We start from the raw sequence: 15,802 nt of genomic DNA, 5'->3' as shown, positions 1-15,802 counted from the left end.
CCTTCTAGCCCAAGGGTTCGAGGCCATCCTCTCCACCAACAGCACCCATCTCAGGCACCGCCACGCGGCGACTTTTTCAGGTCGAAGTAGCTAGAGCTTCACACCCAGCAACGCATCGCAGGCCTGGGCGATCAGCGCGGGGGCCTCGTGGTCGTCACCTTCGGCCTCGGCCCACGCGTCCACGGCAGCCAGTGCACCCGCGCTGTCCAGGTCGTTGGTCAGTGCCGCCCGTACGGCGTCCACCGCAGCCGCTCCGTCCGGCCCGGAGCCGCGTCCGACCGCACCCCGCCAGACATCGAGTCGCGCCTGCGCATCGGTGAGGTCGGACGGCATCCAGAACCAGTCCGTCCGGTAGTGGTGCGTGAGCAGTGCAAGCCGGATCGCCATCGGGTCAGCGCCTGCGAGCCGCTCTTTCGAGACCAGCACCAGGTTGCCCTTGGACTTCGACATCTTCTCGCCGTCGAGACCGACCATCGCCTGATGCACGTAGGCGCGCGCGAACGGGTGCTGCCCCGTCGCGACCTGCGCGCCGCTGGCGGACATCTCGTGGTGCGGGAAGATCAGGTCCGAGCCACCGCCCTGGACGTCGAACGACATCCCGAGGTACTTCAGCGCGATCGCCGAGCATTCGACGTGCCACCCCGGCCGGCCGCGCCCGAGCGCCGAGTCCCAGGCCGGCTCCCCCGGCCGCTCGTGCCGCCACAGCAGGCTGTCCAGCGGGTCCTGTTTGCCCTCACGGTCCGGGTCGCCGCCGCGCTCCGCGAACAGTTCGCGCATCGTGTCGCGGTCGTAGTTCGACACGCCGCCGAACGCCGGGTCGGCCTTCACGGCGAAGTACAGGTCGCCGTCGACGGAGTAGACCGCGCCGGCGCGGCGCAGGTCCTCGACCGCGCTCGCGACCAGGTCGATCGATTCGACCACGCCGATGTAGTGCTGCGGCGGAATCACCCGCAGCGCGGTCATGTCGTCGCGGAACAGTTGGATCTCCCGCGCCGCGAGGTCGGTCCACTCGACGCCGGTCTCGGTCGCGCGCTCCAGCAGCGGGTCGTCGACGTCGGTGATGTTCTGGGTGTACGAGACGTCGTACCCGGCGTCCCGCCAGAGGCGGTTGATCAGGTCGAACGTGACGTACGTCGCGGCGTGGCCCATGTGGGTGGCGTCGTACGGCGTGATGCCGCAGACGTACATGCGGGCGGTCCCGCCGTCGGTCGGCGGCACCTCGACCAGACCGCGCGAGGCGGTGTCGTAGAGGCGTAGCCGCCGGGCGGGCCCGGATACGACCGGGATGTCTGGTTTCGTCCACGCCTGCATGTGTCGGAGCTTATGCCAGTCCGATTTTCAATGACGCGACACGGTTCCACTCTTTGGTCCGGAGCTCGGCGTGCACCCTGTCGGCCGATAGCCTCGCGAGCGATGAGTACAGACTTCAGCCCCGAGCTCCAGTCGTACGGCGGCTGGATCGCCGCGGCCGCGATTCAGCAACAGGACCTGTTCAACGACGTGGTCGGAGCGGACTCACTGCAGGCCGACCTCGACGCGCGGACGCTCGGCGGAGAGCGTGGCGTACTTCACGGGATCTCGCTGCTCGGCAGCTTCTCCGAACTCGACCGGACCTGGCTGTGGGGCTGGGCGAACCCGGGCTTCGGGCCGGACGCGCCCGCGGTCGCCCCGACGCTCGCGATCCGTGAGTTCGGCGAGCGGCACGGGATCGGCGAGTTCACCACCGACAGCCCGGATCTGAGCGGCTTCGAGCAGCCGGCCCAGGCGGCGATCACGCTCGCGATCACCGCCGGCTCCGTCCTCGGCGGCCGTGGCGTCTGGTCGACCGCGATCAACGAGGGCCGCGGGCACGTGTACCTGCACGTCGCCGACGAGCAGCTCCCGCAGGCCGGGTTCGACGCGATCGCCACGCCGCGCCTGCTGATGACCGCGATCAGCGTGTTCCCCGCCGATCACCGGCAGGTCGTCCGCGGCTACTTCCACCACTTCGGCCTGCAGTACGACGAGGGCCCGGACGCGATCCGCGGTACGGCGCCGAACGGCAGCACGATCGTCGTCGAGTTCGACGAACTGGGCCGGCTCGGCAACGTCGGCGTGCAGCCGAAGGCTTAGAACGCCGGCCAGGGAATCGCGGGCCATTCGTCGCTGGGGTACGGAAAGGTACCGGTCTTCAGCAGGGTCGAGCAGCGTTCCCGGGTCGCGGTCAGCTCGACGGCGGTGACGAGCTCGCACAGTTGTTGCCCGAGGCCACCAGCCAGTTGATCCGCAAGCCGCCGTACGTCGTCCAGCAGGCCGGGCGGAATGGGTTCACCGGCCCAGCCCCACAGGACCGTACGGAGCTTGTCGTCGGCGTTGAACGTGACGCCGTGGTCCACGCCGTACACCCGGCCGTCGCCCGGGTTCAGCACGTGGCCGCCCTTGCGGTCGGCGTTGTTGACCACGGCGTCGAACACGGCCATCCGCCGCAACGCGTCGTTGTCGGCGTGTACGAGCGTGACCGGGTTGTGGCGGCCGTCGAGCGCGTCCAGGACACCGACCCACCCGTCGGGCACGCGGCCCTGCGGCACGATGTCGACCAGCTCGGTCTCCCCCGGGCCGAGCTCGGCCTCGTCGATCCACAACTGGACCATGCCTTCGCCGAGCGGCCCGTCCCGCAACAGTGTCGGCGGTACGACCGACCAGCCGAGCGCCTCGGACACGACGTACGCCGCGAACTCGCGCTGGGCGAGGGTGCCGTCTGGGAAGTCCCACAGGGGCCGCTCCCCCTCGATCGGCTTGTAGACGACGGTGGCGGTCTCACCGTCCAGGCTGACCGAGCCCTGGTACGTACCGTTCGACGCGGCGACCAGGCGACCGTGCAGCGACAGCTCCCCTAGAGCGAGGAGCTCGGGGTTGACCATCATTCCGGCAGGTGCCTGCGGTAGCCGTTGGCCCGCGGGCAGATGTGGCCGTCGGCGTCGATCGGCCGGCCGCAGAACGGGCAGCTCGGGCGTCCGGACGCGACCAGCGCGACCGCCCGCCGGGCGAACGCGCGGGCCTGCTCCTCGGTGATCCGGACGATGAACACCTCGGCGTCGTCGGAGTCCATCGCGGCGGTGACCGGGTCGGTCTCCTCCAGGTCGGCCTGCTCGCCGGTGACGACCGCGAACACCTCGATCACCACCCGCTCGGCGTCGGCCTCCCACGCCAGCGTCATGGTGCCGGCCCGGAACTCCTCCTCGATCGGCTGCTCCAGCGGGGCGGTGTCGTCACTCGCCGTCTGCGTGACCGGCTCGCGGTCGAAGCGCCGCGCGACCTCGTCCAGCATCACGTCGAGCCGCTCCGCGAGCGCCATCACCTGTTCCTTCTCGCACGCCACCGACGTCAGCCGGTGCCCGGCCCGGGCCTGGAGGAAGAACGTCCTCGCACCGGGTTCCCCCACGGTGCCGGCGACGAACCGCTCGGGGTCGTCGAAGGAATGCACAACTCGCGCCATACCTATGACCCTACTAACGTCCGCCGACGACCGCGTCCGAGGACTGCTTCTTGGGCTTGCCTTTCGCTGACGGCTTAGGGATCAGCGACGCCAGTTCGCTGCCGGAGTCGTTCAGCCGGACCAGGAACGGGCGGGTCGCGGTGTAGGTGATGATCGTCGTCGACGCGGTGTCCACGACGATCCGCTGGAACGTGTCCAGGTGCTGACCGAGCGCGTCCGCGACGATCGCCTTGATCACGTCGCCGTGCGAGACCGCGACCCAGATGGCGTTGGGCCCGTGGCTTTTCGCGACGAGCGCGTCGTGCGCCCGGACGGCGTCGACACCGCGCTGCTGCATCGCCCGCATCGACTCGCCGTTCGGGAACGTGACGGCCGACGGGTGCTGCTGCACGACGGCCCACAGCGGGTCCTTGGCCAGCGTGGCGATCTTCTGCCCGGTCCAGTCGCCGTACCCGCACTCGGTCAGCCGGCGATCCGTTGCCGGACGCAACCCGTCGTGCTGCTTGGCGATCGCGGCGGCGGTCTGCTTGCAGCGCTCGAGCGGTGAGGTGACGATCGCGGCCAGCGGCAGTTCGGCCAGCCGCTGCGCGACCGCCGCGGCCTGCTGTACGCCGGTGTCGTCCAGCTTCACGCCCGGCGTACGACCCGCCAGCGTGCCGGACGTGTTCGCGGAACTACGACCGTGGCGAACCAGAATCACGGTGGGCATGAGGAGCACGTTATCCCGTCGGCACAAGTCGTGGTGCCATGATGGGGGCGTGATCGTGGACTGCGGGGTGTACGCCGCCGGGGAGCGGCAGGACCTGCCCAAGGATCCCGAGACGGTTGCCCAGGCCATCGACGAGCGCGCCGACAGCTTCGGCTGGATCGGTCTGCACGAGCCGTCGGACGCCGAGATGGAGCGGGTGCAGAACCTGTTCGGTCTGCACGATCTGGCCATCGAGGACGCGCTGCAGCTCCACCAGCGACCCAAGGTGGAACGGTTCGGCGACACGCTCCTCGTCGTACTGCGGACACTCTGGTACGTCGACGAGGGCGACGCCGTCGAGACGGGACAGGTGACGGCCTTCGTCGGACCGCGGTACGTCGTGACCGTGCGGCACGGGGAAGGCGGCGGACTCGCCACCACCCGGCACGAACTCGAGGCCCGCGCCTCGATGCTCGGGCACGGCCCGTCCGCGGTGCTCTGGGCGATCTCGGACGCGATCGTGGACGACTACGAGCGGGTCGCGCAGCAGGTCGAGATCGACGTCGACGAGATCGAGTCGTCGGTGTTCTCCCCCGAGCGGACCAGCGACGCCGAGCGGATCTACCGGCTGAAGCGCGAGGTGCTGGAGATGCGCCGCGCGATCGACCCGCTGCGGGAGCCGATGGAGCAGTTCGCGCACGGGATGGCCGGGCTCGGCCCGAAGGCGAGCCCGTTCTTCCGCGACGTCGCCGACCACCTCAGCCGGGTCTCCGACCAGGCCGAGGCGATCGACACCCTGCTCACGTCCGCCCTCAACGCGCATCTCGCCCGCGTCTCGGTCCAGCAGAACGACGACATGCGCAAGATCTCCGCCTGGGTCGCGATCGCCGCCGTACCGACCATGCTGGCCGGCATCTACGGCATGAACTTCGACAACATGCCGGAGCTCCGCTGGCACTTCGGGTACTACGCCATCCTGCTGCTGATGGCACTGGTCTGCGTCACCATGTACCGCTTCTTCCGCAAGGTCGGCTGGCTCTAGGTCCTAGGTCGCCGTGATCGTGCTCGTTGCCAGGAGGATGACGAGCACGATGCCGAGCAGGACGCGGTAGAAGGCGAAGACCTCGGTGGAGTGCTTGGCCACGAAGCGCAGCAACCAGGCGACCGACGCGTACGCGACCACGAAGCTGACGACCGTGCCGACGATCAGCGGTACGACGCCGACGTCGCCGTTGAGCGCGTCCTTCAACTCGTAGATGCCCGCCCCGACCAGGGCCGGAATGCCCAGCAGGAACGCGATCCGGGTGGCGGCGACCCGGTCGAGCCCGCGGAACAGGCCGGCCGAGATCGTCGCACCGGACCGGGACACGCCGGGGATCAGCGCGAGGCACTGCACCACGCCCATCACGATCGCGTCGACGAGCGTGATGCGGGTGAGCGGGCGCGCCTTCGAGCCCAGCCGCTCGGCGGCGACCATGAAGAACGACCACCCGATCAGCGCGCCGGCCACCCACCACAGGCTGCGCAGCGGGCCGGAGATCAGGTCCCGGGCCAGGAAGCCGACGATCACGATCGGCAGCGAGCCGACGATCACGTACCAGCCCATCCGGTGGTCGAACTCGCCGCGGTACTCCGGTTTCGCGAGCCCTCGGACCCAGGCGATCGCGATCCGCCGGATGTCCTTCCAGAAGTACAGCACCACCGCCGCGATCGCCCCGATCTGGATCACTGCGGTGAACCCGGTGATCGACGGGTCGTCGATCTTCAGCCCGAGCATCTTCGACACGATCGTCAGGTGCCCGGTGCTGGAGACCGGCAGGAATTCGGTCAGGCCCTCGACGATGCCGAGGATGATGGAGTCCCAGATCGTCATCAGTTGCCGACTCCGGACAGCTCCAGAGCCTCGGCGGCGGTCCGCAGGTCGGCGATCCGCTGCAGAGGCGTCGACGCGAACGGCGTCAGCGCGACCGTCGTCGCCCCGGCCTCGGCGTACGCCGTCAGCTTGTCCGCCATCCGCGCCTTGTCCCCGAGCAGCGAGATCGAGTCCAGGAACCCGAACGGTACGGCGGCCATCGCCTCGCGGTGCTTCTTGTCCAGGTACAGGTCCTGGATCTGTTTCGCCTCCTCGGCATACCCCATCCGGACCGCGAGCGCGTTGTAGAAGTTCTTCTCCCGGCTGCCCATGCCGCCGATGTACAAGGCGGCGTACCCACGGACCGGGTCGGCCGCCGCCTGGATGTCGGCACCGGTCATCAGCGGGGTGGTGACGACGACGTCGAAACCGTCGAGGTCCTGCTGACGGACGGCACGGCCCGTCTTGATGTGGTTCAACTGCTCTCCAAGGAAGCCTGGGTCGTTGAGGATCCCGAGCCAGCCGTCGGCGATCTCACCGGCCAGCTCGAGGTTCTTCGGGCCGACCGCGGCCAGGTACACCGGCACGTGGTCGCGGATCGGCCGCACGGTCAGTTTCAGCGCCTTGCCCGGCCCGTCGGGCAGCGGCAGGGTGAAGTACTTGCCCTCGTACGCCACTGTCTCGCGCCGCAGGGCCGCGTTCACGATGTCAACGTACTCACGGGTCCTGAGCAGAGGCTGAGAGAACCGCACGCCGTGCCAGCCCTCCGAGACCTGCGGCCCGGACACGCCGAGACCGAGCCGGAACCGGCCGTTCGACAGCCGGTCCAGGGTGGCCGCCGTCATCGCCGTCATCGCCGGCGTCCGGGCCGGGATCTGGAAGACCGCCGCGCCGACGTCGATGGTGGTCGTCTGGGCGGCGATCCAGCTGAGCAGCGTCGCCGCGTCCGAGCCGTAGGCCTCCGCGGCCCAGGTGACCGAGAAACCGAGTGCCTCGGCCTCCTTCACCAGCCTCAGGTGGTCCAGATGGTCGTCGCCGCCGTAGACGAAGCCGATGTTGAGTCCGAGTCGCATGACTGGCGAGCCTAGCGAGCCGTTGTCGGTGGCCCGCAATAGGCTCGGTCCATGCAGCAGCGCTATCTCGGTCACAGTGGACTGGCGGTGAGCCGACTCGGGCTGGGCACCATGTCGTGGGGCCGGGACACCGACGAGCACGAGGCCCGCGAGCAGCTCGCCGCGTTCGTGTCCGCCGGCGGCACGCTCATCGACACCGCCGCGGCGTACGGCGACGGCGACAGCGAGCAGCTGATCGGGTCGCTGATCGGCGACGTGGTGGACCGCGACGACCTGGTGATCGCGACCAAGGCCGGGTTCAGCGTCCGCCGCGGCGAGCGGATCACCGACACCTCCCGCGGCGCGCTGCTGCGCGATCTCGAGGGCTCGCTGCGCCGGATGAACGTCGACCACATCGACCTCTGGCAGCTGCACACCTGGTCCGACGACGTGCCGCTGGAGGAGACGCTCTCCGCGCTCGACCACGCCGTCAGCTCCGGCAAGGTGCGGTACGTCGGCATCTCGAACTACGCCGGCTGGAAGGCGGCCCGCGCCGTCACCTGGCAGCAGGCCTGGCCGGGCCGCGCGGTCCCGGTCTCCAACCAGGTCGAGTACTCGCTGCTCGCCCGGGACGCCGAGCTCGACGCCATCCGCGCGGCCGCCGGCCTCGGGATCGGGGTCCTCGCCTGGTCGCCGCTCGGCCGCGGTGTGCTGACCGGGAAGTACCGCACGGGCATCCCCGCGGACTCCCGCGCGGCGTCTCAACATCTGTCGAGATTCGTCGACCCCTACCTCGACGCGCGGGCTTCGGGCATCGTGGAAGCGGTCGCACGAGCCGCCGACGGGCTCGGCTGGACCCCGCTCGAGGTCGCCCTGACCTGGGTGCGGGACCGGCCGGGTGTGTCGGCGGCCATCGTCGGGGCCCGGACGGCACTGCAACTGAAGTCTGTGCTGGGTGTGGAGGAGCTCACATTGCCGCCCGCCATCGCGGCGGCATTGGAGGATGTTTCCTGAAGCTGTAGTTGTTGGAGGTGTGGATGGCCGAGTACGAGCTGCAGCAGTTCGAGGTGTCCAGGACGGAGTCCCGCGGTGCGGTGCGCAAGCTGCTCACCGAGCACGCGGAGTACGGCGGGTGGGAGCTGGCCCGTCTGCGTCGCTATCCCGACGGTTCACGCCGCGTGTGGTTGCGGCGCCGCATCATCCGCGTGATGCGGACCCTCTGATCCTGGCCTGACGTCAGCGGCCCAGAAGTTCTGGGCCTTTCTACCGGCGCAATATCTCTGCAACAGAGGTATTCTCGATCATGTGACCGAGGTTCTCGCCGAGGAGCTGCTCGCGGCCATCGGACTGGTGCGGCGGCACCTGCGCCGATCCGTCGGGCGGCCGTTCCCGCTGTCCGCACTGACCGACTCCCAGGCCGAGCTGGTCCGGACCGTCCGCCGCAATCCGGGCATCTCTGTCGCCGAGGCCGCCGCCGAACTCGGCCTGGTCGCGAACACGGTGTCGACCCTCGTCGGCCAGCTCACAGAGCGCGGGCTCCTGCAGCGCACTCCCGACGAGTCCGATCGCCGGGTCGCGCGGTTGACGCTCACGGATCCGGCCCGCGAACAGGTCGAGGCCTGGCGCGATCGCCGTACGGCGCTGGTCACCCGGACGCTCGACGATCTGACGACGGACGAACGTGACGCGTTGCGATCGGCGCTGCCCGTTCTCGCCGTACTGGCCGAACGCCTGCACCCCTTGGAAGACCAGCAACGGAAGGTGGGCGCATGAGTGCAGAACCCCCGCCGGCGGTTGAGGTCGCCGGGCTGAGTCATCGGTTCGGTGATCAGGTTGCGGTCGATGACCTCGACCTGACGGTCTCCCTCGGCGAATGCTTCGGCCTCCTCGGGCCCAACGGCGCAGGCAAGACGACGACACTGCGCGTGCTGAACACGCTCTATCCGCCCCAGTCCGGCACGGTCCGCATCTTCGGCCTCGACGTCCGCACCGCCGCGATGTCCGTACGGCGCCTGCTCGGTTACGTCCCGCAACAGCTGTCCATCGAGGGAGCGCTCTCCGGACGAGAGAACGTTTCCTGGTTCGCGCGGCTGTTCGACGTACCGCGGCGTGAACGGGCGGCGCGGGTGGACGAGGTCCTGGAGATCGTCGACCTCACGGATGCGGCCGACCGGCTCGCGTCGACGTACTCCGGCGGCATGGTGCGGCGGCTCGAACTCGCGCAGGCGCTGGTCAACCGGCCGGCGCTGCTCGTGCTGGACGAGCCGACGGTCGGGCTCGATCCGGTGGCGCGGGACTCGGTGTGGGCGCGGGTGCAGGAGATGCAGGAGCGGTACGGGATGACCGTGCTGCTGACCACGCACTACATGGAGGAGGCCGACATCCTCTGCGACCGCGTGGCGTTGATGCACCTCGGCCGGCTGCGCGCCGTGGGTACGCCGAACGAGTTGAAGGCCGAGCTCGGTCCGAACGCGAGCCTCGAGGACGTGTTCCGGCACCACACCGGCGAGAGCCTCGAAGGTCAGGCGAAGGGAGGACTGCGCGATGTCCGTGGCACCCGCCGCACCGCCCAGCGCATGGGTTGAATCGCGGCCGCGAGCCGTGCTCCGGCTGTTCTCCAGGATCGGAACGTTCTGCCTCATCGAGCTGCAGAAGCTCCGGCACGACCGGACCGAGCTGCTCACGCGAGCGATCCAGCCGGTGTTGTGGCTGGTGATCTTCGGGCAGACGTTCAGCCGGATCCGGGCGATCCCGACCGGCGACGTCCCGTACCTGGACTATCTCGCGCCCGGGATCATCGCGCAGTCGGCGCTCTTCGTGGCCATTTTCTACGGGATTCAGATCATCTGGGAACGTGACGCCGGGATTCTCACGAAGCTGCTGGTCACACCGTCCCCGCGTTCGGCGATCGTCGCCGGGAAGGCGTTCGCGGCCGGCGTCCGCACGATCTCCCAGGTGATCGTCGTTCTCATTGTCGCGGCGTTGCTCGGCGTCAGTCTCACGTGGAATCCGCTGAAGTTGCTCGCCGTTCTCGCGGTCGTGGTCCTCGGCGCTGCGTTCTTCTCCTGCCTCTCGATGACGATCGCCGGTCTGGTCCTGCGCCGCGACCGCCTGATGGGCATCGGCCAGGCGATCACGATGCCGCTGTTCTTCGCGTCCAACGCCCTCTATCCGGTCAGCCTGATGCCCGGCTGGCTGCGCGCCCTGTCACACGCCAACCCGCTGACCTACGAAGTGAGCGCTCTCCGAGGTCTCCTGATCGGCCAGCCCAGCAACTATCTCCTCGACTTCACTGTCCTGATCGTCGCCGCCGTCGCCGGCATCTGCGCGGCTGCCGCTCTCATGGGGCGTCTCGCGCGGTAGAGCGCGTTCAGAGCTCGTGGCGGACCCAGACATTGGGTTCTACGTAGACCGCGTGGTTGTGTTCGACGTCCACGTGGACGGGGACGAGAGCCTTGGGTACGACGACGTCGCCGGTGGTGTCGAACGGGAGGCCGGTCCAGCTGCGCCACTCGTCCAGGCTGCCCGCGATCACCATCGAGTGTGGGGCGACCTGGACGATCGTGGCGCCGGCCTTCACGTGGACGCGCAGCCACGGGTCCTGCGGCAGGCCGTCGGGTCGGAGTTGCTCGACGTACTCCGTCATCGGCTGGTGTACGTCGGTCTTGCCGTTCGGTCGGACCGGGGCGTAGAGCGCGGCGTGGCCTTTCGCCTTCACGGCCTCGCGCATTGCCGCGAGCATGGCGTGGGACAGGCCGCGGCCGAGGTGGGACGGTCGGATCAGGATCTCCAGGGCGCTCGAGGCAGTCGGCGTACGGTCGTTGCGGAGGTCGTGGAAACCCCAGTGCAGCACGCGATCCCAGCCGCCGGCCGGTAGCTCGGTGCGGTTCTCGTCCGGGAACACGAACGGAATGCTTCGGCCGTGCGCGACCAGTTCGCCGTTCTCGGTCGCGACCACGCACTGGTCCGGGAAGTGCACCGGGACCTGACTCATGAACGCGTTTCCGATCGGGTCGTTGTGCATGAACGTCGGCCACGCGTCGGCGAACTCGTCCATCCGCTTCTGGTACTCAGGCCGCTCGGCCAACGTGGTGATCACGATCTCGGACATGGGCTGCAGTCTGGCACCGAAGCAGGACCATGACGGCGACGGCCGCGGTGACGAGGCCGGATCCGATCAGCGCGATCTCGGCTCCGACAGCGCCGATGATCGGTCCTCCGACGAGCATCCCGGCCGCACTCCCGGAGTTCACGACGACGCTCTGCCCGGAGAGCAACGCCCGTCGCTCGGCTCCCGCCGACGACCGGGTGATGAGAACGGAGATCGCCGCGATCCCGATCACCACGGTCACCCCCGAGAGCGCGCCCATCACGGCGACCACGGGCGGTGTCGTCCACACGCCCATTCCGACCCAGCACAACCCGCTCCAGGCCCACGCCATCGAGGCGGTCACCACCGGCCGGGTACGCCGTACCACTGCCAACGACACCGCAGTCCCGAGGAGCGACCCGACGCCGTACCCGGTCATTCCCGCCGCCAGGTAGATCCCCGGCTGCCCGCGCTCCTCCCCCAGCACCGACAGCCCCAACGTGAACGCGAACCAGGTGACGCACCCCGTTCCCCGGACTGCCCAGCCGTACGCGACCTCGGGCCGTCCGCGCAGACTGCCCCGGATCGACGGCGTCACCACACCTTCGGGCGCACGCTCGGCCCGGACGCTGCACGCCAGTAACCCGGCGCCGGCAACGGTCGCGGCCTCGACCCACAACAACCCGCTCGTCAAGCCAGTCGACACCGCCAAGGCACCGACAGACGGACCGATCAGCATCCCCACGCGGCGTAGTCCGTCTTGCCAGGTCAGCAGCTGCACCGCCCGGCCGGCACCCCATCGGTCGCCGGTGTCGGCGAGCAACGCCGAGCGTCCCGGGTTCGACAAGGCGTCGCCGCAGCCGAGGAGCAACCCGCTCATGATCAGGAGCTCCGGAGACAGGATCCCCAGCCCGGCCGCGGCCGGCACTGACGCCAGAGCGATCGCGGACACCAGCGCGACGACCGCAAGCCGCGGCCCCGAGTCCACCCACTGCCGCGCCTTGCGCGCCCACCACGGCGACAACAGCACGGGCACCCCGGCCGCACCAGCAACGAGTCCGGTCGCCGCCACCGATCCCGTTTCCCGGAGGATCACCAAAGGCAGGGCGACCTGAGAGATCCGGAACGCGAAGTCCGCCGTACCGCCTCCCGCCAGCAACGCCAACGCCTCGGATCTCGCTTTCATACCTTGAATTCTTGGCGTTTCCCGCCGCCTCAGGTAGCCGGCACGACTTGCATACATGCCATAGGCTCAACCTATGGCCTCATTACCATCGGTCGAGGACCTGCGACTGGTCCAAGCCGTCGCCCGGACCGGCGCCGTCGGCACTGCGGCCCGCGAACTCCGCATCTCCCAGCCCTCGGCGTCCCAACGCCTCGCCCGGCTCGAACGCCTCTGCGGCACCAGACTGTTCGAGCGCGACACCCGCGGCGCCCGTCCCACCGCGGCCGGCGCCGAACTCAGCCGTCGTGCCGACCACATCCTCGGTCACCTCGAGGAGGTGTACGACGCCACGCGCGCCGCCGCCGTCACGCAGCGCCTCGTGATCGGGACGTTCGCCAGCCTCGCGCCGATCCTGTTCCCGGTCCTCGACGCCGACCTTCCCGACCTGGAGATCCAGCAGCAGGTCGACCACGGCCACTTCCTGGTGGAACGCGTCGCCGAGGGCACCATGGACGCCGCGTTCATCGCCATCGCGGACCAGATGACGCTCCCCCGCGGCACCGCCGCGCGCCGCGTCGGCCGCGACGAACTGGTCCTGTTCGTACCGCCCGGCGCCCGCCCACCCGGCCGCGGCCGCCGACCCCTGAAAGATCGCCAGATCGCGTTCTCCACGTACGACCGCGGCTCCGAGGAGATCCACGCCCGCCTGGCCGCCCAAGGCGCCGTCCCGCGCCGCGGCGTCACCCTCAGCACCACCGTCGCCATGGCCCGCCGCAGCTCCCACCTGGCCCTCGTCCCTCGCAGCGCCCTGGCCACCGAACTCCGCCCCGGCGAACACCTCACCCCCGCGCCCTTCCACTACCGCCTCACCCTCTCCGTGGTCACCACCCCCACCCCGCCCAAGCCCCTGATCACCCACCTCCCGCACCTCCGCGCCACCCTCAACCTCTCGTAATCTCAGGACGATCTGACCGGTAGTGGTCATCGCCGTTGACCGCGGGTCGCCGGTCGCTGTGGGGTGAAGAGCATGGCGACCGTCGACGACGTACGACGACAGTTCCGGAACCCGCCGCCCGAGGGGCGGCCGATGATGCGCTGGTGGTGGTTCGGACCATCCATCGAGCGAGACGAAATCGACCGCGAGCTGGAAGCCATGGCCGCGGCCGGCCTCGGCGGAGCCGAGGTCGCGTTCGTCTACCCGATGGGACCGGTGACGGCGCCGTTCGGGTCGCCCGAGTTCCTCGAACTGGTCGGCCACGCGGCGCGGACGGCGCGACGGCTCGGCTTGCGGTTCGACGTGACACTCGGGAGCGGGTGGTCGTTCGGCGGTGCGCACGTCGGGCCCGAGCACGCGGCACGGCAGTTGCACTGGGACCGCCGCGAGATCGGTGCCGCCGCGTACGACGTACCGATCGTGGCCGCGTGGCCCGGTGACGAGTTCGTCGCGGCGTACGTCAGCGACGGGTCGGCCGGGGCGCCGTCGTCGTACGTCGAGGTGCCGGTGAGCGACGGGATCATCCACGTACCGGCCGGCGGTCAGCCGCGCGAGGTACTGATCGCAACGTCGCGCGTGACCGGGCAGCAGGTGAAGCGGACCGCCGTGGGAGCCGAGGGACTGACGCTCGACCACTACTCGGCCGCCGCCGCTCAGGTACACATCAGGCAGGTCGCCGAACCCTTGCTGCTCGCGGCCACGCCGGAGCTCCTCGGGTCCGTGTTCTGCGACAGCCTCGAGGTGTACGGCGGGGACTGGACGCCGGGGATCTTCGACGAGTTCGTGAAGCGGCGCGGATACGAGCTGCGGGCGCGGCTCTTCGAACTGCTCGTAGACACCGAGGGCTCACGGCAACTGCGGATCGACTTCGGGCGGACGCTGTCGGAGCTGTACGAGGACAACTTCCTGAAGGTGTTCCAGCAATGGGCGGCCGGACACGGCGTACCGTTCCGGATCCAGAGCTACGGCGAGCCGCCGGCGACGATGAGCAGCTACCGGCACGCCGACCTGTTCGAAGGCGAAGGCTGGGGATGGACGCGCATCCCCGAGACCCGCTGGGCGTCGTCGGCCGCGAACCTCTACGGCCGGTCGGTCGTGTCCGCCGAGGTGTGGACCTGGGTCCACTCGCCGTCGTTCCGCGCGACGCCTCTGGATCTCCAAGGCGAGGCTCACGAACACTTCCTCTCGGGCGTCAACCAGCTCATCGGTCACGGCTGGCCCTACTCGCCGACCGACGGGCCCGGGCTCGGGTGGATCTTCTACGCCGCGGGTGCACTCGACGAGCGGAACCCATGGTGGCCTTCGGCAACCGCTCTCTTCCGTTCACTCCACCGTCTCTCCTGGCTGCTCCAGCAGGGCACGCCGGTCCGGCCGGTGAAGATCTACATCCCGGCATCCGACGCGTACGCCGCCGTACGCACGGGGCACGCCGAGCCGCTCAACCTCTACCGCGTCGCCCGCCGGCTGATCCCAGAGAGCGCTCCCCGAACGATCCGGGAGGCCGGACTCGACTTCGACCTGATCGACGACGACGCGCTCGAGGTACTCGATCCCGCTGACGCACAGCTGGTCGTCGTACCCGAAGGAACCACGACACCGCCGGAAACCCAACGCTGGCTGGATGCTGTCGTCGCAGCCGGCGGAAAGGTGATCACCGACGTCGACACCCTCGCCGACAACCTTCCGGCCCCGCCGCTCACTCCCCAGCAGGACGTAGGAGTGGTCCACCGGCGCCTCGACGACGGCGACTTCTACTTCGTCGCCAACACCGGACCGGAGATCCGCACCCTCACCTTCGACCAGTCGCTGGAACACTGGAGGGCGCTCTCTGACGACATTGCAGTCACCCGGACCATCACCCTTCACCCCTACGAGTCAGCGGTCCTGATCCCCACCACCACGCCCGCAGAGGATGCGATCGCTCCGGCCCCACGGGTCCACGCACTTCAGACCGGGTGGTCGGTTGCCTTTGGCAATGACAGTCGCCCGGTCACGCTGCCGCACCGGTGGGAGGACGACCCGGCGCTGACGACGTACTCGGGTTCCGCGACGTACCGCACCGCGATCGAACTCCCGGAGACCACCGACCGCTTGCTGTTGGACTTCGGCGCGGGGGAACCGGTCGCACCCGACAGCGAGTCCTACCTCCCGAGCAACTCGTACCGCGCGCTCATCACCCCGCCCGTTGGAGTCGCCGCGGACATCTGGCTCAACGACACCCATTGCGGATCGCTCTGGGCACCGCCGTACCAGGTCGACCTCACGGCCGCCGCGCGACCGGGCGTGAACGAGCTGCGGATCGTCGTACACAACACCGCTGCGAACGCGCTCTCCGCCGATCACCACCTGCTCGAGGCGGCGGCCGACGTGACCGCGCGCTACGGGCGGCGGTTCGACCTCCAGCACATCGAGCACGCCGCCGACTACCTCGACTCCGGCCTGCTGACCGTGCCGAGGATCATCCGCCACCCCTGACCGTCAGGCCT

At 69.4% G+C, this 15,802-nt stretch carries 17 protein-coding genes; 9 read left to right on the top strand and 8 right to left on the bottom strand.

Features of this window, described 5'->3' with window-relative positions:
- Positions 1-90: 90 nt before the first annotated feature.
- Positions 91-1,311 (bottom strand): cysteine--1-D-myo-inosityl 2-amino-2-deoxy-alpha-D-glucopyranoside ligase, encoded by a 1,221-nt coding sequence (gene mshC, locus EV651_RS40430; RefSeq protein ID WP_133791426.1) that lies wholly within the window; start codon positions 1,309-1,311, stop codon positions 91-93.
- 102 nt (positions 1,312-1,413) lie between these two features.
- Between mshC and EV651_RS40425 the strand changes: the two genes are divergently transcribed.
- A complete protein-coding gene (locus EV651_RS40425; RefSeq protein ID WP_133791424.1) occupies positions 1,414-2,112 on the top strand; it encodes a DUF6882 domain-containing protein in 699 nt (232 codons plus the stop codon).
- On the opposite strand, the gene EV651_RS40420 is transcribed toward EV651_RS40425, so the two are convergent.
- The 3 genes from EV651_RS40420 to EV651_RS40410 are packed head-to-tail and all read right to left on the bottom strand — an operon-like array spanning position 2,109 to position 4,184.
- Positions 2,109-2,900: an SCO1664 family protein gene (locus EV651_RS40420; RefSeq protein ID WP_133791430.1), complete on the bottom strand. Its 792-nt coding sequence runs from the start codon at positions 2,898-2,900 to the stop codon at positions 2,109-2,111. The genes EV651_RS40425 and EV651_RS40420 overlap by 4 nt on opposite strands.
- Positions 2,900-3,475, bottom strand: a complete 576-nt coding sequence (locus EV651_RS40415) for a DUF3090 domain-containing protein (RefSeq protein WP_133791422.1) — start codon at positions 3,473-3,475, stop codon at positions 2,900-2,902. The genes EV651_RS40420 and EV651_RS40415 overlap by 1 nt, the downstream gene beginning before the upstream one ends.
- 13 nt (positions 3,476-3,488) lie before the next feature.
- A complete protein-coding gene (locus EV651_RS40410) occupies positions 3,489-4,184 on the bottom strand; it encodes a histidine phosphatase family protein (protein ID WP_133791420.1) in 696 nt (231 codons plus the stop codon).
- Between the two features lie 49 nt (positions 4,185-4,233).
- Between EV651_RS40410 and corA the strand changes: the two genes are divergently transcribed.
- Positions 4,234-5,205, top strand: coding sequence for a magnesium/cobalt transporter CorA (gene corA, locus EV651_RS40405; RefSeq protein WP_238157531.1), 972 nt, complete (start codon positions 4,234-4,236; stop codon positions 5,203-5,205).
- Between the two features lie 3 nt (positions 5,206-5,208).
- Here the strand turns inward: corA and EV651_RS40400 are convergent, their stop codons facing one another.
- Both EV651_RS40400 and EV651_RS40395 read right to left on the bottom strand, forming a co-directional pair.
- A complete protein-coding gene (locus EV651_RS40400; protein ID WP_133791416.1) occupies positions 5,209-6,036 on the bottom strand; it encodes an undecaprenyl-diphosphate phosphatase in 828 nt (275 codons plus the stop codon).
- Complete coding sequence (locus EV651_RS40395; RefSeq protein ID WP_133791414.1) at positions 6,036-7,088, bottom strand: LLM class F420-dependent oxidoreductase; 1,053 nt, start codon at positions 7,086-7,088, stop codon at positions 6,036-6,038. The genes EV651_RS40400 and EV651_RS40395 overlap by 1 nt, the downstream gene beginning before the upstream one ends.
- Before the next feature lie 51 nt (positions 7,089-7,139).
- On the opposite strand from EV651_RS40395, the gene EV651_RS40390 reads away from it, so the two are divergent.
- The 5 genes from EV651_RS40390 (at position 7,140) to EV651_RS40370 (ending at position 10,430) form a co-directional block, all read left to right on the top strand.
- Positions 7,140-8,081, top strand: coding sequence for an aldo/keto reductase (locus EV651_RS40390; RefSeq protein WP_133791412.1), 942 nt, complete (start codon positions 7,140-7,142; stop codon positions 8,079-8,081).
- A 23-nt stretch (positions 8,082-8,104) separates the two neighbouring features.
- Entirely contained in the window at positions 8,105-8,290 is a 186-nt protein-coding gene (locus tag EV651_RS40385) for a DUF5703 family protein (RefSeq protein WP_130385444.1), read from the top strand.
- Between the two features lie 82 nt (positions 8,291-8,372).
- Positions 8,373-8,840, top strand: coding sequence for a MarR family winged helix-turn-helix transcriptional regulator (locus EV651_RS40380; RefSeq protein ID WP_133791410.1), 468 nt, complete (start codon positions 8,373-8,375; stop codon positions 8,838-8,840).
- Entirely contained in the window at positions 8,837-9,652 is an 816-nt protein-coding gene (locus EV651_RS40375) for an ABC transporter ATP-binding protein (RefSeq protein WP_133791408.1), read from the top strand. The genes EV651_RS40380 and EV651_RS40375 overlap by 4 nt, the downstream gene beginning before the upstream one ends.
- Positions 9,612-10,430, top strand: coding sequence for an ABC transporter permease (locus tag EV651_RS40370; protein ID WP_133791406.1), 819 nt, complete (start codon positions 9,612-9,614; stop codon positions 10,428-10,430). The genes EV651_RS40375 and EV651_RS40370 overlap by 41 nt, the downstream gene beginning before the upstream one ends.
- A gap of 7 nt (positions 10,431-10,437) precedes the next feature.
- Here the strand turns inward: EV651_RS40370 and EV651_RS40365 are convergent, their stop codons facing one another.
- A complete protein-coding gene (locus EV651_RS40365) occupies positions 10,438-11,178 on the bottom strand; it encodes an N-acetyltransferase (RefSeq protein ID WP_133791404.1) in 741 nt (246 codons plus the stop codon).
- Entirely contained in the window at positions 11,138-12,343 is a 1,206-nt protein-coding gene (locus tag EV651_RS40360; RefSeq protein WP_133791402.1) for an MFS transporter, read from the bottom strand. The genes EV651_RS40365 and EV651_RS40360 overlap by 41 nt, the downstream gene beginning before the upstream one ends.
- Positions 12,344-12,416: 73 nt before the next feature.
- On the opposite strand from EV651_RS40360, the gene EV651_RS40355 reads away from it, so the two are divergent.
- Both EV651_RS40355 and EV651_RS40350 read left to right on the top strand, forming a co-directional pair.
- Complete coding sequence (locus EV651_RS40355) at positions 12,417-13,277, top strand: LysR family transcriptional regulator (protein WP_133791399.1); 861 nt, start codon at positions 12,417-12,419, stop codon at positions 13,275-13,277.
- 72 nt (positions 13,278-13,349) lie between these two features.
- Entirely contained in the window at positions 13,350-15,791 is a 2,442-nt protein-coding gene (locus EV651_RS40350; RefSeq protein ID WP_133791397.1) for a glycosyl hydrolase, read from the top strand.
- Positions 15,792-15,802: the final 11 nt, after the last annotated feature.

It is taken from the genome of Kribbella sp. VKM Ac-2571 (genome assembly GCF_004362255.1).
Lineage (GTDB): Bacteria > Actinomycetota > Actinomycetes > Propionibacteriales > Kribbellaceae > Kribbella > Kribbella pratensis.
The sequence above is the reverse complement of the archived record's forward strand: the minus strand, read 5'-3'. Positions and strand labels throughout refer to the sequence as shown.